Source organism: Chitinophaga caseinilytica, from assembly GCF_038396765.1.
GTDB lineage: Bacteria > Bacteroidota > Bacteroidia > Chitinophagales > Chitinophagaceae > Chitinophaga > Chitinophaga caseinilytica.
Window position 1 is genome coordinate 5,826,978 of record NZ_CP150096.1, and the last position, 13,808, is coordinate 5,840,785.

Below are 13,808 nucleotides of genomic sequence, written 5' to 3' on the forward strand. Positions count from 1 at the left end.
AAGGCAGCCTGCCATCTGCCGGCCAGGGCAGGGTTCAGGTATTATCGCCAAAGACCGTTTTGCTCAGCCTTCGGATTGGATTTCAGTTCGCTTGCCGGGATGGGGAACACAAAGTGTTTCGCCCCGAACACGTTAGCGCCTTGCTTTTCGCGGGCTTTCAAAACCGGCACGAGCTCTGCGGCGGTTTTATGCCATCTTCTCAGGTCGTACACCCGGTTCTGTTCGAAAAACATTTCCAGCAGTTTCTGGTGATCGATTTCAGCCATCATGCCTGCTTTCCCGGGAAGGTCGGCCAGGGTTTTATCGGTAAGGCCGGCCCTTCTGCGGATGCGGTTCACATCATCGAGCGCCTTGCCGAATTTCCCGTTCTGCGCTGCTGCTTCGGCGCGCAGCAAGAGCACCTCGGCGAAGCGGAACACGCGGAAGTTGGCGGTGGAAGGCGTGGCGCCCCAGTAATTGTCCGCATCCTTCACGTTCCTCCAGGCGTTCGTCCCCTTTTTGATCAGGAAGCGGCCATAGGTAACGGTATCGAGCGTGGTACCCGGGTGCAGGCGCACGATCGTGGAAATGGCCGACGTCCACATCCGGTCGAACGACTGGTTGTCGTAAAACGTGGCATCCGCTTCCCCGAGCACCGAACGTTTCCACATGAGCGTGGCGTACATCCGTTTGTCGTACTTGGTGTCTGACCCCGCGGGGCGCGGCTCTTTCACAAATTCGCGGACGGCGTAGTTAGACGGTACGTATTTGAACCAGCCGCCGGCAGACGGAGGCCCGATGAACTGCGGAAGATAGTTGTACATGGGCGAATTCGCGCCTTCCACGCCCCAGGCGCCGTACTGGTCGCCGATGGGCGCGAACGTCCATTCAAACACCGATTCCACGTTGTACTCGTTCTTGTCGGTGAAGTTGTCTTCGAAATCGGGCACCAGGTCGTATGCATACGGTGCGGCCGTCAACTGATCGAAAGCAGCTTCCGCCTTCGTATAATCCTCCAGGAACATGTACGATTTGCCGAGCCAGGCGATGGCGGCGCCACTGGTGGCACGGCCCCTTTCCTTGGCGTCGCGCACGGGCGGCAGGCCGGCAGCGGCTTCCTTCAGATCGCCCACCACCAGGTTCCAGACGTCGGCTTCCGGGCTGCAGGGCGCTGCGTAACCGTCTGTCGTTTCTACGGGCATCGTTCTCAGCGGCACGGTTTTCCAGTTGGTAACGAGCAGGAAATACGCCAGGCCGCGGAGGAATTTGGTTTCCGCGACGTACGCTTTCTTCTTCGCTTCATCCATGGGAATGTCGCCGATCTTGGACAGCAGCAGGTTGGCGCGGTGAACGCATTTGTAGAGATTGGTGAAAACGTCGTTCAGGTCGCTGTTGTTCTCGTCGTTGGTGAAGCTGGCCACGCCCCAGGTAGCGGCTTCGCCGCCGGGGATGGTAAAGATATCGTCGCCCAGGGAGTTGATGTCCTGGATACCGGTAAACGAGCCCCAGTAGCCGTAAAGCGACGGGCGCAGGGGGCTGTAGGTGGCCGCCAGCGCAGACAGTACGCTGCCTTCGTCTTTCCAGAACGTGGCGTCGGTCACCTTGTTGGGATCGTTTTGTTTGAGGAATTCCTTCTCGTTACAACCGGCGGAAGCCAGCAGCAACGTCAATGTGGCTATATAGTGAAATTTTCTTTTCATGATGATTTTCGATTGACCGGTTAGAAAGTGAGGTTAAAGCCGAACAGCAGGGTGCGTGCGAGCGGATATGCATCCCAGGAATCATCTACTCCGCGCACCAAAGCGCCGCCACCGATATCCGGGTTGTAGCCTTTGTATTTCGTGATCGTGAAGATGTTTTCTCCCGATGCAAAAAACCGTACTTTTTCGATACCGTATTTGGTGAGGATGCGCGCGGGCAGGCTGTATCCAAGCTCCACCCTTTTCAGGCGCAGGTAAGATCCGTCTTCCAGCCACCGGTCGATGTTGTTGCGGTTGTTATTGTTGGGATCGGCGAGGATGAAACGCGGGAAGTTGCTGTGGTTTTCAGGCGTCCAGGCGTTGAGCACATCGGTCGACAGGTTGGTCACTTCGTTCATCTTTTCCATCCATTTCTTCCGGGCGTTGTAGATTTTGTTGCCGGTTACGCCTTCCAGGAAGAGGTTGGCGTCGAACCCTTTCCACGACAGGTTGGCAGACAGGCCCATGGTCATATTGGGGAACGGGCTGCCCATGTATTGTTCGTCTTTATTGTCGATGATCCCGTCGTTATTGAAATCCACGAACCGGATGTCGCCGGGCTGGGCGTTGGGCTGGATGGGCGCGCCGCCTTTTGCGTGGGCGCTCACTTCTTCGGCAGACTGAAAGATACCGTCTGTTTCGATCAGCCAGAATCCGCCGATGGGGTAACCTACCACCGCCCTGGAAACGGAACCGAATTCCTGCCTGCCGGAGCCGATGGTGATGGCCTTCATTTTATTGGAAACGCGGGAGAAGTTCAATCCCATGCGATAGTTGAGGCTGCCGCTCCTGTCTGCGTATTCGATGGTGGCTTCGTATCCCTTGTTGTCGATCACGCCGGCGTTGAGGGTCGGCGAACCGGTTTTCCCGACGGAAGAAGGGAAAGGCACGTTCAGCAGCACGCCTTCTGTTTTCTTGCTGAATACGTCTACGATAATCTGCAGTTTGTTGTTCAGGAAGCCAAGATCGGCGCCCACGTTGGTGATTTTGGTTTCTTCCCAGGAAAGGTCTGTGGGCGAAGCGTAGCCGCTGGCCGTGGCACCGGGCCATAATGTGTTGCCCTGCACATAGTTCAGGTTGCTGTTGATGGAGTTTTGGGTGAGATAGTTCCCGATTTCCTGGTTACCCAGCACGCCCCAGCTGCCGCGGAGTTTGAGGGAGCTGATAACGCCTTTCGCCCCTTCGAAGAAAGATTCGTTGTGCACGTTCCAGCCCAGCGAGAAAGACGGGAACGCCCCGTACTGGTAATCGCTCGCGAAGCGGGAAGAACCGTCTCTGCGGATGGACGCGGAAAACAGGTAGCGGGAATCGTACGAATACATCAGGCGCGCAAACCGGGAAACGATGGTGCTCACGCTGGCGCTGCCACCGTTTTTCTGCGAAGCGGTGGTACCTGCGCCAAGCACCGAGGTACCGGGCGGGAGATCGTCGCGCTGTGCGTTGAAGCCTTCGTACATGTTTTTCTGCGCGGTGTAACCCAGCAATGCGTCAAAATTGTGGCGGCCCAGTTTTTTGGTGTATGCCAGGGTATTCTCCAGCAGCCAGGAGTTGCTGGTGCCGGTGCTTTCGCTGAGGTCGGGCATGGTATTGCCGTTGTTACCGTCGTGATAAACTCCGGTGAACACGCGGCCCGCGCTATGGCTTTCCGTGAGGCCAACGTTGAATTTATACCGCAATCCCTCGATGAGCTTCACTTCCACGAACGCATTGGCGAGAATGGACAGGTCTTTGGTGCCGTTGTCGATCGTTTCCAGCCGTGCGATGGGGTTGGAAAGGTTCTTCATATATGTGGGCCTTCTGCCGTATCCGCCCAGGTCCATTTTGGGATCGAATACGGGAACGGTGGCCGGCATCATGAGCGCGCTGCCCACGATACTGTGCGTCTGGTCGCCGCCGCCGGGGTTGTTGCGGGTGAGCCCCCGCTTGATGATCACGGTTTCGCCTACACGTATCCGTCCTTTTTCAAAGTCGGTCTTGATCCGGAAGTTGGCGGCCGAGTAATTGGTATTGACGATGGTGCCTTCTTCTTTCAGATACCCGCCGGAGAGGTTGTAGGTGAAGTTTTTGGAGCCGCCGCTGAAGTTCAGGTTGGTGCGGGTGATCATGGCCGGGCGGAAGATCTCTTCCTGCCAGTCGGTATTGATGCCGTTGTAGGCGGGGATGCCGGGAACGTATTTGGTGTAGAGGTCCGTCCATTGCTGGCCGTTGAGCATGCTCATTCTTTTGGGGATAGACTGCACACCGATCCAGCTGTCGATTTCCAGCCGGGGCGGTGTTTCCTTCCGGCCGGTTTTGGTGGTAACGATCACCACGCCGTTGGCTGCGCGGGAACCGTATATGCTCGCCGTGGCAGCGTCTTTGAGGATTTCGATAGACTCCACATCGTTGGGGCTCACCCCGTCGATGCCGCCCACGAACACGCCGTCTACGATAAACAGCGGGGCATTATTGCCGAGGGTGCTCATCCCCCGGATGTTGATGATGAGCCCTGCGCCGGGGGCGCCGCTGGCCGATTCTACGGAAACACCGGGCACGCGGCCCTGGATGGCGGAGCTGACGTTTTTGGAGACGTTGGCGCTAAGTTCGCTCACTCTGACCGACGACACAGCACCGGTGATGTCTTTCCGCTTTTGGGTGCCATATCCAACTATCACCATTTCGTCCGTCAACACGGCTTTCGGTTTCAGTGCCACGTTCATTTCACCGGCCTGCGAAACGCTCCTTTCGGTGTTCTCGTACCCGATGAAAGACACGACGATGACGCCGCCGTTTTCAGGTACCTGCAGGGTATAGTTCCCTTTCGCATCGGTACCCGTACCCTGGGAGGTGCCTTTCAGTTTCACGGTAGCGCCGGCCAGGGGCTCGTTGGTGACCGCATCCGTGACCCGCCCGTATATGGAAATATTGACCGGGGCGGAAGGGGCCTCTACCGCCGGCTGTTTTTCCTTTACGGAGATAATGATCGTTTTGTCGATAATACTGTAGTTGAGGCTTTTGTCTTCCAGGCATTTACTCAAAACCGCATCCAGGTCTTCATGGAAAACCGAGAGTGAAATTTTGCTTTTTTCTTCCAGCATTTCCGTGTTGTAAAAGAAGGTGTACCCGGTTTGTTTCCGGATTTCCTTGAATACCTTGGACAGCGGGGCGTTGCGCATGCTAAAGGTCAGCTTCTGGGAATAGGCCGTGGTAGCCCTCACCTGAACGACCAGTACCAATAGCATAAAGGCGGTCAGTTTCATAACGGTCAGCGTTTTTGCAAACACCGGATAATTCAGGTGTTTGCCAACATCTCTAAATTGCATAAATTTGAAAAGTTTAGGGTGAGCATTGAGCTGTTTACGTCAAATACACGCATATATGCCAGCCAGACAAATTCTGCCGGGAACGTTGCCTCGTTCCCGGTTTTTTTTGCCGGCATCACATAACGTGAAGATCCTGGTTGTTATATATTCATTTTAGTTTACTGCTGCACGTCTACGACGATCTGCCGCCCTTCGATCTTAAACCCGATCCCTGCGGTTTTCAGGATGCGCAGGGCCTGCGATAACGTGGATTGCCGGCGGATGGAGCCGGTATAGTGTTTGTCGGGCACGGGACCGGAGAATTTCACCTCCACGTCGTACCAGCGCGCCAGCTGGCGCATCACGGTCGAAATATCGTCGTCGTCGAACTCGAACATTCCTTCTTTCCAGGCGGTTACTTTGCTGATGTCTGCAGCTGCCACGTTCAGCTGCCCGTTCCCGCGGGAAAGGCTTGCCGTTTGCGCGGGGGCCAGCGTCACGTTTTTCCCGTCGGCCGAAATGACTTTCACTTTTCCGCTCACCAGCGTGGTGTTGACCGCCGATTCGTCTTCATAGGCCATGATGTTGAAACCCGTGCCCAGCACAGCTACTTTCATCCCGTTTTTCGTTTCCACGAAGAAAGGCTGCGCGGCTTTCGGCGCGATGTCGAAATAGGCTTCCCCGTTGAGGTAGACGGTCCTTTCCGTGCCGCTGAACCGGGTGGGGAACCGGAGCGACGAGCCCGCGTTCATCCAAACCTGTGAACCGTCGGGCAGGATTACCTTGTATTCTCCGCCGCGGGGCGTTGTGAGCGTATTGTAGATCGTTTCTACCGCGGTATTGGCTGCGGCATCGTACGTCAGTTGCCCTTTGGAGCGGCCAATGCGGGTACCATCTTTTTCCTGGAGCCCCTGCTGGACGTGTTCGTCGAGCTGCACGGCGGTGCCGTCTCCCAAAACGAGCTGGGCGGTTGTCTTCCCAGGCAGCACGTCGTTGCCTTTCGCCGCTGTTACCGGTTTTCCGGGGGAAGGCTGGCTTTTATTGTTCCACATCTTCCAACCCGCAACGGCCACGGCGATGAAAGCGCAGGCGGCGGCGGTGCGCCAGATGTACATCCGGCGGACTTTGGCGGTTTTGGCGGTTTGCATCGCAACATGATCGCCCAGAATCCCGCGGAAGCGGTCTACTTCCGCATCCAGGCGCCCCTGGCGGCCGTTTACCACATCAAAAATCCGGCAGGCCTCCGCAAAGGCGGGCTGCTTTTCCGGATTTGCGGCCAGCCAGGCTTCCCAGTGGCGCGCGGCCGCTTCGTCTGTCCCCATGCAAAAGCGCAGGAAAGAATCATCCAGCAGAAAATCTTCGGCAACGTTGAATTGATGCTCCATTTGTAAGATTAGTATACTATGGTGTGAGAAACGGTGAAATATTCCCAAAGAAACCAGAACTATTTTTCATTTTTTTTGCGGGAACGTTTGGGTGGATGGAAAGTATCCGGCGGAATTACCACCTGATCCAGCAAAGAAAAGCCAGCAACAAGCCGGCAGACAAGGCTTTCAGCGCGGCGGCGAGGGTATTGTAGGCGGTTTTGGTGGACATGCCTGCCCGGGCGCCTACTTCTTCCATGCTCAGCCCGTCGAAAAACCGCAGCTGCACCAGTTCTTTTTGCCGGGGAGTAAGCAAAGCCATGGCGCGGGCGATTTTCGCCTTCACCTCTTCCGTTGCCTGAACGGCCATGATCGCGTCTTCATAAGACGATTCGAAAGTGCCGGATTGCTCGGAAAGGCGGCCGGCGGCGGCATGCAGCTTTTGATCCTGCCGGATGTTGGTGAGTACCTTCCGGCGGAGCCAGGTCAGCAGGTACGACCTGACGTTGGCGACGTCGGGGATCTGGAGCCGGCGGTCCCACAGTTCCAGGAACACATCGTTAATGGCATCGCGGGTACGCTCCAGGTCACCGCAGGTGCGGATGCCGTAGTTCAACAACGAAAAATAGAGCCGCTCGTACAGCGCCACCATGGCCTCCTGCTCGCCCAGGCGCACACGTTCCCAGAGTTGCACTTCTGCAGCCCTGTCGTTTTGGTCGGTACCGGGATTCGGTTCTTCGTGAGAAGAAGTTGGTTGCTCATTCTTCATCAGCAATCAGCGATTTCATACATCAAGCTTGAAAAGGAAAGCGTCAGTCTGCCGGAACTTTTTGTCTTTCCGGCCGAATTGCTTCATACAAATGTTTTTCTTACTGTTTATCATACAACAGGAAAGCACCGGGATCCGTATTCCGCTTCCTGTGATCTTACGCATCCTTGACTTGTAAACGTGGTCGTATTTGTGATTTAATTGATCGCCAAGATACTTTTTTTCCATTCCTCAATCGTCGATCGCATCTCTGTCCGCTTTCACGATCCAGGATTCGAGCGTGGGGATGTCGGCGAAGATGGGACAAAGCAGCTGGAGGAACCTTTCCCGGTCGCCTGGCGTTGAAAAAGCGGCGGCGAAGAGGCCGGCTTCCGGATCGAAGGTGATGCGATGGAGCAACCCGGTATCCAGGTGCAGGAGGATGGCGGCGATATGGCCGGCCCAGCATTCTCCGTTACCGGAATACCCGTGTTTTTCAAAAACATCGGCGTAAAAGGGATATAATTCGTCTCCTTCGATGGCGGCGGTTACGTAAAATCCGCCTTCGATATCGTGAGCGTTGAAAGGGAAAGTTTCACCAACATTATTGTGTTGCATGGGATGGATGGATTGAAAAAGCGTCAAAAAAGCGATTTGTCCGTAGTTCGGGCAAGAAAAATCAGGGTATGGGAATATTTTTACCGAAAAATAATACATATTACAATCATATCCACCTTTAGACTTTGAAACATAGCAACGAACAGTCTTCCGGCCGCAAACTGGCGCGGGGGCTTCAAAACCGCCACATTCAGCTGATCGCGCTCGGGGGCGCCATCGGCACGGGACTTTTCCTGGGCATCGGCCCGGCCGCGGTATCAGCGGGTCCTTCGGTTATCCTGGGGTACGCGCTGGCAGGGGTCATCGCATTCTTCATCATGCGCCAGTTGGGCGAGATGGTTGTGGAAGAACCTGTTTCCGGGAGCTTCAGCCACTTCGCCTATAAGTATTGGGGCAACTTCCCCGGGTTCGCTTCCGGGTGGAACTATTGGGTACTGTACATCCTGGTGAGCATGTCGGAACTCACGGCCATCGGCCACTACGTGCAGTTCTGGTGGCCCGAAATCCCCCTGTGGGCTTCCAGCCTGTTTTTCTTCGTGACCATCAACGCGCTGAACCTCAGTTCGGTAAAAGTATACGGCGAAGCCGAGTTCTGGTTCTCCATCGTGAAAGTGGTGGCCATCATCGCCATGATCGTGTTCGGCGTATACCTGCTCTTCAGCGGCAACGGCGGCCCGCAGGCCAGCGTGCAGAACCTCTGGAACGACGGCGGCTTTTTCCCGAAAGGGCTCCTTCAATCCGATGGACAAGGCGGCTACCAGGGCCTCCTGGCGGCAATGGCGATCATCATGTTCTCTTTCGGCGGTCTCGAACTGATCGGGATCACCGCCGCGGAAGCCGATCAGCCGGAAAAAACCATCCCCCGCGCCACCAACCAGGTGATCTACCGGATCCTCATTTTCTATGTAGGCGCCCTCGTGATCCTGTTCTCCCTGTCGCCCTGGCGCAACATCACCACTACCAGCAGCCCGTTCGTAATGGTGTTCGAAAGCCTGAAAGGGTTCGAGTTCCACCTGTTCGGCAAAACGATTTATTTCACCAGCCTCATCGCCAACGCGCTCAACCTGATCGTGCTCACGGCGGCGCTGTCTGTCTACAACAGCTGCGTATACAGTAATTCCCGCATGCTGTACGGCCTGGCGGAACAGGGCAATGCGCCTTCTTTCCTGTCCAGACTGAACAAAAACCATGTGCCCGTGCTGGCCACGGTAGTATCTGCCGCGTTCGTGGCCGTTTGCATCATTATCAACTACGTTATGCCGGGCAATGCCCTCAAAGCGTTGATGACACTGGTGGTTTCCGCCCTCATCATCAACTGGCTGATGATCAGCGTGGTGCATCTCAAGTTCCGGCAGCGGTACAAAAACGGGCAGGCTATCACCAAATTCCCGTCGTTCCTGTACCCGGCATCCAACTACATCTGCCTCATCTTTCTGACGGGCATTCTCGGGCTCATGCTGATCACCGGCATGGCGCTCCCGGTGCTGCTGATCCCCGCATGGCTCGTGCTGTTGTATGTGTTTTACATGCTGGCTGGCAAAAACAAGAAACGCGAAGCGCTGTAAGGCGTTCTTCTTATAAAAAAAGCGGTCCCGGCATAGTCGGGACCGCTTTTTTTATGGCTTGACCATCTTACTGGATCACCCACCAGTTGTAGCTTTCCGGCGCCAGCGTCACGGTCATATCGATCGTGTAATCGCGGTTGAGGGTGTAGCTTTTCGGCGCGGTGCCGTTGGCGGATACTTTAGCCGTGGCCGTTAGCCCTGTATAATAGAGCGGCACGCGGATAGTGCGGGTAATGGCCGTTTTGAGGGGGTTGTAGAGGATGAGGAACCCTTTCTCCTTCCCTTGCGGATCGGCGTGCAGGATGCCGTCCCAATCGCGGGCATCGGCGCGGCGAAGGTGGATGACGTCCGCATTGAGGATGTTGCGGTACTTTTTGTACCAGGTCACCATGTCTTTCACGACGGCCTTCGTGGCGTCGGTGTCGTACAACCTGGGGCCGCGGTAGCAGGCCTGCACACCGGAACCGTAGTATTGGAACATCAACTGTTTGTAATCGTCCAGATGCTCGTTCAGCGGCTCCAGCACGGCTTCCGGGCCACCGCCCTGGTATTTGGTGAGCGGCACGAAGCCCCAGCCCATGGAAGGCGTTTTCGCCCACGTCCCGTCATAGATATTCTGCCGGTTGAGGATTTTCTGCTGGTCGCGGGAAAGGGAGAAATTCACTTCGCGGTAACCCAATGCAATTTTGTTGGTGCCATCGAGGAAGTACCAGTCGGGCGCGTTCACGTACACGCCCTGCTCGTTGAGGGAACGGTACAATTCTTTCTGGATCTCCATCTGGCGCCATTGCGAATCGTGCTGGTCCTTATGCCCGGGGTGCGTCGTGGAGGCGCATACATCGCCGGGATAGGGCCCGTCGTTCTCCCAGATATCGAAACCGGTCTGTTTGATGAAATACTTGATCTTGTCGCGGTACGCCAGCCCCCATTCGCTGCCGAAGCAGGGCGCGTTGCCGAAGAAAGCGCCGCCGGGCTTGCCCGTGGCAGGATTGATCACATCGTCCTTATCGCTGATGCGGCGGGAGCTGAACAGGGAATATCCGCCGATGAGGATGCCTTTCGCATGTGCATAATCACTCAACGATTTCCACCTTGCGATGTTGGCCGCAGCGGTGTCTTCCATGTTGACATGACTGCCGAAACTGAGGATGAGCGCTTCGTAGCCGGTTGCCGCGCATTGGTCGACGGCCGACTTCACCTCCTGGTCATTTTTGCTCACCAGGTGCATGAAAATGGGGTTGCCGGTGGTCCAGGGCGCGATGGTGCGGTACATTTTGCGAACGGCGAGGCCGCGTCTTTCCCGGTCGTCGCCATCCATGAGCAGTTCCCAGGTGGCGGGCGAGGTCATGCTTTCTCCGTTTGCCAGGTTAACGGCCGTCACCTTGTCGGGATACGCTTCGAAAAGGCAGGGCGTGCCGTAATCGTAGTTTACCTGCGAGGTGTACGACGAATCCAGTTTCCAGTGGGAGGTTTGGTCACTCACGGGATAATTCATCGCGTTGTTGAACGCATAATTCGTTTCGAAATAAATGCCCTGGGGCTTTTTGAGTTTTTCGGGCGTGCCTACCACGGCGCTTTCCTCTTCCACCATGCCCAAAATCTCGTGCACGATGCCATTCACGGTTACATCGGCACCACTTTTATTCTGTACCGTCACCCATTTGGCGATGAGCGGGAGCCCGTCGTAAATGGCGTAGCTGACGATCACGGCAACGCCTTTGGCCTCGGGCGCGGTGCTTTCATAGTAAAACTCGATCTGGCGGCCGGTGGGCTGGTTGCGGTTGGCGGCCCAATAGGCGCCTTTCCAGTTTACACGGGGTTTCAGCGCGGATTCGGTGTGGCGGATGTATCGGAAATCGCTTTCGCCCGCCGTAAAGCCGTCGAGCCATTCGGGCTGGAGATAGGCGTTTTCTTTTTGTCCGCGGAGGCCGCCCACGTTCAGGGTTCTGCCGTTGACGGTGACCCTGGCTTCAGGTTTCACGGCGCGGAGGAGCTGCTGGCCGGTAACGAGGTTGAGGTAATCGTAACAGGCCAGGTTGGGCTGTGTGCGGAACTTCCGTTGAACGAGGCCGTTGCCGAGCACAATGTCTTTTCCGGTTTCGGTGATCGTCGCTTTCTGCTTGACGGGCGAAACGAGCCAGTCGGGCTTTGGGGAACGGGGGACCTGCGCGTTCACTGTTACGGCGGCCAGCATCATTCCCAACATCCAGGTGCTTTTCATATTCATAACATCTAATAGGTTGAGTAGCGGCGCGCGACTGATGGGCACGCGCCATTTACAATGTACGAACAGCGGTGTTGCCGTTGGAACCGCCCATCATTGCAATCGATTGGTAAATAATTCCTCATTACTTAAAAGCAAAAAGATACCATGGGTTTTATTCCTATCTTGGTGGCCCGCGCCAAAGCGGAGACCGGCATATGAACAACAGCCATGCCCCGATGCATACGCGGGGGCTTATTTCGATATTGGTGGTGCTCCTGATCTGGGGGAGCTCGTTTTCGGTGACGAAGTATGTGGTGACGGAGATCCCGCCGTTGACGGCGGCTACGCTCCGTAACGTGATCGCCTGCATCGCGCTGCTGCCATTTTATTTGGTAAGCAGGCGGCGGACGAAAGCCCCGCTGCCGTTGGGAAAGCTCACGTTGATGGGGCTTTCCGGCACCACGTTGTATTATCTCTGCTTCAACACCGGCATGCACTATATCCCCGCCAGTACCGGCGCCCTGATCGAAGGCCTCGTGCCGGTGGCCATCGCCGTGCCGGCCGCGCTGATATTGAAGGAGCACCTGGGCAAAAGGCTCGTGGCGGGGATCGTTCTGTCCGTCGCCGGTGTGATCCTCGTTGGCTTCGTGGGCAACCGCGGCCACGGGGCCGGCAGCACCCTCGGCAGCGCGCTCATCGTAGCCGCCGTGTGCCTCTGGAGCGTGTACACGCTGCTGTCCCGCACCATGAAAGATCATGATACCCTGCAGGTAACCGCCGTGAGCATGATGATCGGCACCGCGCTGTCTATCCCCATCGGGTGGATAGAAGTTCAGCAGACAGGGTTTCCGGAGATTTCGTGGAAAGCCTGGCTGGGATTGGGTTACTGCGGCATCCTGTCGTCTGCCGTGGCGTATTTCCTTTACAACAAAGCCCTCGAAAACCTGCCCGCCGCACAGGTCGGGAATTTCCTGAACCTCAACCCCGTTATCGGCGCCATCGTCGCCTTCATCTTCCTGCGCGAAACCTTTACCAGCCTGCAATGGGCCGGCGGCGTGCTGGTGATCGCCGGGATATGGCTGAGTTCGAGGAAAAGCGGCCCGGTGCCGGAAAAATAGTTGTTCATTTTCCGGTTGCCTGCCCTCCACCGGCATCCTAACTTTGACGTAAATCAACGCCCATGCTTACCCGAGAGAGAATGTACCAGGCCATTGTTGAAAAAGACACCTCGTTCGAAGGCACTTTCTTCACCGCCGTCAAAACCACCGGCATTTTTTGCAGGCCCAGCTGCACTGCGCGCAAACCGAAACTGGAAAACGTGGAATTCGTGACCTCCGCCAAAGAAGCCATCCAGAAAGGTTACCGCCCCTGCAAAGTGTGCCGTCCGCTGGAGAAAAGCGGCGAAACCCCGGCGCCCATCCGCGAACTGCTCGAAGCATTGTACGCCGACCCGTCGAAGAAATTCCGCGACGGAGAACTGACCGCCCTCGGCCTGGAGCCCACCACCCTCCGCCGCTGGTTCCTGAAAAACCACGGTATCACGTTCCACGCCTATCAGCGGATGTTCCGCCTCAACTCCGCTTTCCGCCACCTGCGGGAAGGCGCGTCGGTCACCGGCACCGCCTTCGAAGCCGGGTACGATTCGCTGAGTGGCTTCGCCGATTCGTTCAAATCCGTTTTCGGCGTGGCACCCTCCAACAGCCGGAGCCGCAACGTAGTGAACGTTTCCCGCCTGGAAACCCCGCTGGGCACCATGTTCGCCTGTGCCGCCGCGTCGGGCATCTGCCTCCTCGAATTCTCCGACCGCAAAATGCTCGAAACGGAACTGAAAGACATCGCACGGCTGCACAACGCCGAGATCATCCCCGGCCACAATCCCCATTTCGATACGCTGCGCTCGCAGCTCGACGAATATTTCGAAGGGAAGCGAAAATCCTTCAGCGTACCGCTTTTCATGCCCGGAACGCCCTTCCAGCAACAGGTCTGGCAATTGCTGCTGGACGTGCCCTTCGGAACAACGAGCACTTATAAACGGCAGGCACAAACGCTGGGATCCCCTTCGGCCATCCGCGCCGTAGCCCGCGCCAACGGCATGAACCGCATTTCCATCCTCGTGCCCTGCCACCGCATCATCAGCGAAGACGGACAGCTCACCGGGTACGGCGGCGGCGTGCACCGCAAACAATGGCTCCTCGATCATGAAAAGAAAAATGCATAGCCGGACATCGGCTGTGCCAAAAGCGGACATATTAATAAATTAATAATTTGTATTATTCTCATTTAAATAGGGTCTGCCTTTTGGCATCGC

The 13,808-nt window shown here is 56.4% G+C and carries 9 protein-coding genes; 3 read left to right on the plus strand and 6 right to left on the minus strand.

The window, feature by feature from the left end:
* Positions 1 to 41: 41 nt before the first annotated feature.
* The 5 genes from WJU22_RS24105 to WJU22_RS24125 form a co-directional block, all read right to left on the minus strand.
* Positions 42 to 1,679 (minus strand): RagB/SusD family nutrient uptake outer membrane protein, encoded by a 1,638-nt coding sequence (locus tag WJU22_RS24105; RefSeq protein WP_341840728.1) that lies wholly within the window; start codon positions 1,677 to 1,679, stop codon positions 42 to 44.
* A 20-nt stretch (positions 1,680 to 1,699) separates the two neighbouring features.
* Positions 1,700 to 5,020 carry a TonB-dependent receptor gene (locus WJU22_RS24110; protein WP_341840729.1) on the minus strand — a complete coding sequence of 1,107 codons (3,321 nt, stop codon included), beginning with the start codon at positions 5,018 to 5,020 and terminating at the stop codon, positions 1,700 to 1,702.
* A 158-nt stretch (positions 5,021 to 5,178) separates the two neighbouring features.
* On the minus strand, positions 5,179 to 6,384 hold the full coding sequence (locus WJU22_RS24115) for a FecR family protein (protein WP_341840730.1): 1,206 nt from the start codon (positions 6,382 to 6,384) through the stop codon (positions 5,179 to 5,181).
* A 115-nt stretch (positions 6,385 to 6,499) separates the two neighbouring features.
* Positions 6,500 to 7,132: a sigma-70 family RNA polymerase sigma factor gene (locus WJU22_RS24120; protein WP_341840731.1), complete on the minus strand. Its 633-nt coding sequence runs from the start codon at positions 7,130 to 7,132 to the stop codon at positions 6,500 to 6,502.
* Between the two features lie 231 nt (positions 7,133 to 7,363).
* On the minus strand, positions 7,364 to 7,729 hold the full coding sequence (locus WJU22_RS24125) for an Imm51 family immunity protein (protein WP_341840732.1): 366 nt from the start codon (positions 7,727 to 7,729) through the stop codon (positions 7,364 to 7,366).
* Positions 7,730 to 7,854: 125 nt separating this feature from the next.
* Between WJU22_RS24125 and WJU22_RS24130 the strand changes: the two genes are divergently transcribed.
* Positions 7,855 to 9,294 (plus strand): amino acid permease, encoded by a 1,440-nt coding sequence (locus WJU22_RS24130; RefSeq protein ID WP_341840733.1) that lies wholly within the window; start codon positions 7,855 to 7,857, stop codon positions 9,292 to 9,294.
* A gap of 67 nt (positions 9,295 to 9,361) precedes the next feature.
* Here WJU22_RS24130 and WJU22_RS24135 read toward each other — a convergent pair whose 3' ends face one another.
* Complete coding sequence (locus WJU22_RS24135) at positions 9,362 to 11,521, minus strand: alpha-galactosidase (protein WP_341840734.1); 2,160 nt, start codon at positions 11,519 to 11,521, stop codon at positions 9,362 to 9,364.
* A gap of 194 nt (positions 11,522 to 11,715) precedes the next feature.
* On the opposite strand from WJU22_RS24135, the gene WJU22_RS24140 reads away from it, so the two are divergent.
* Entirely contained in the window at positions 11,716 to 12,618 is a 903-nt protein-coding gene (locus tag WJU22_RS24140) for a DMT family transporter (RefSeq protein ID WP_341840735.1), read from the plus strand.
* A 62-nt stretch (positions 12,619 to 12,680) separates the two neighbouring features.
* Positions 12,681 to 13,718, plus strand: a complete 1,038-nt coding sequence (locus WJU22_RS24145) for a methylated-DNA--[protein]-cysteine S-methyltransferase (RefSeq protein ID WP_341840736.1) — start codon at positions 12,681 to 12,683, stop codon at positions 13,716 to 13,718.
* Positions 13,719 to 13,808 lie beyond the last annotated feature (90 nt).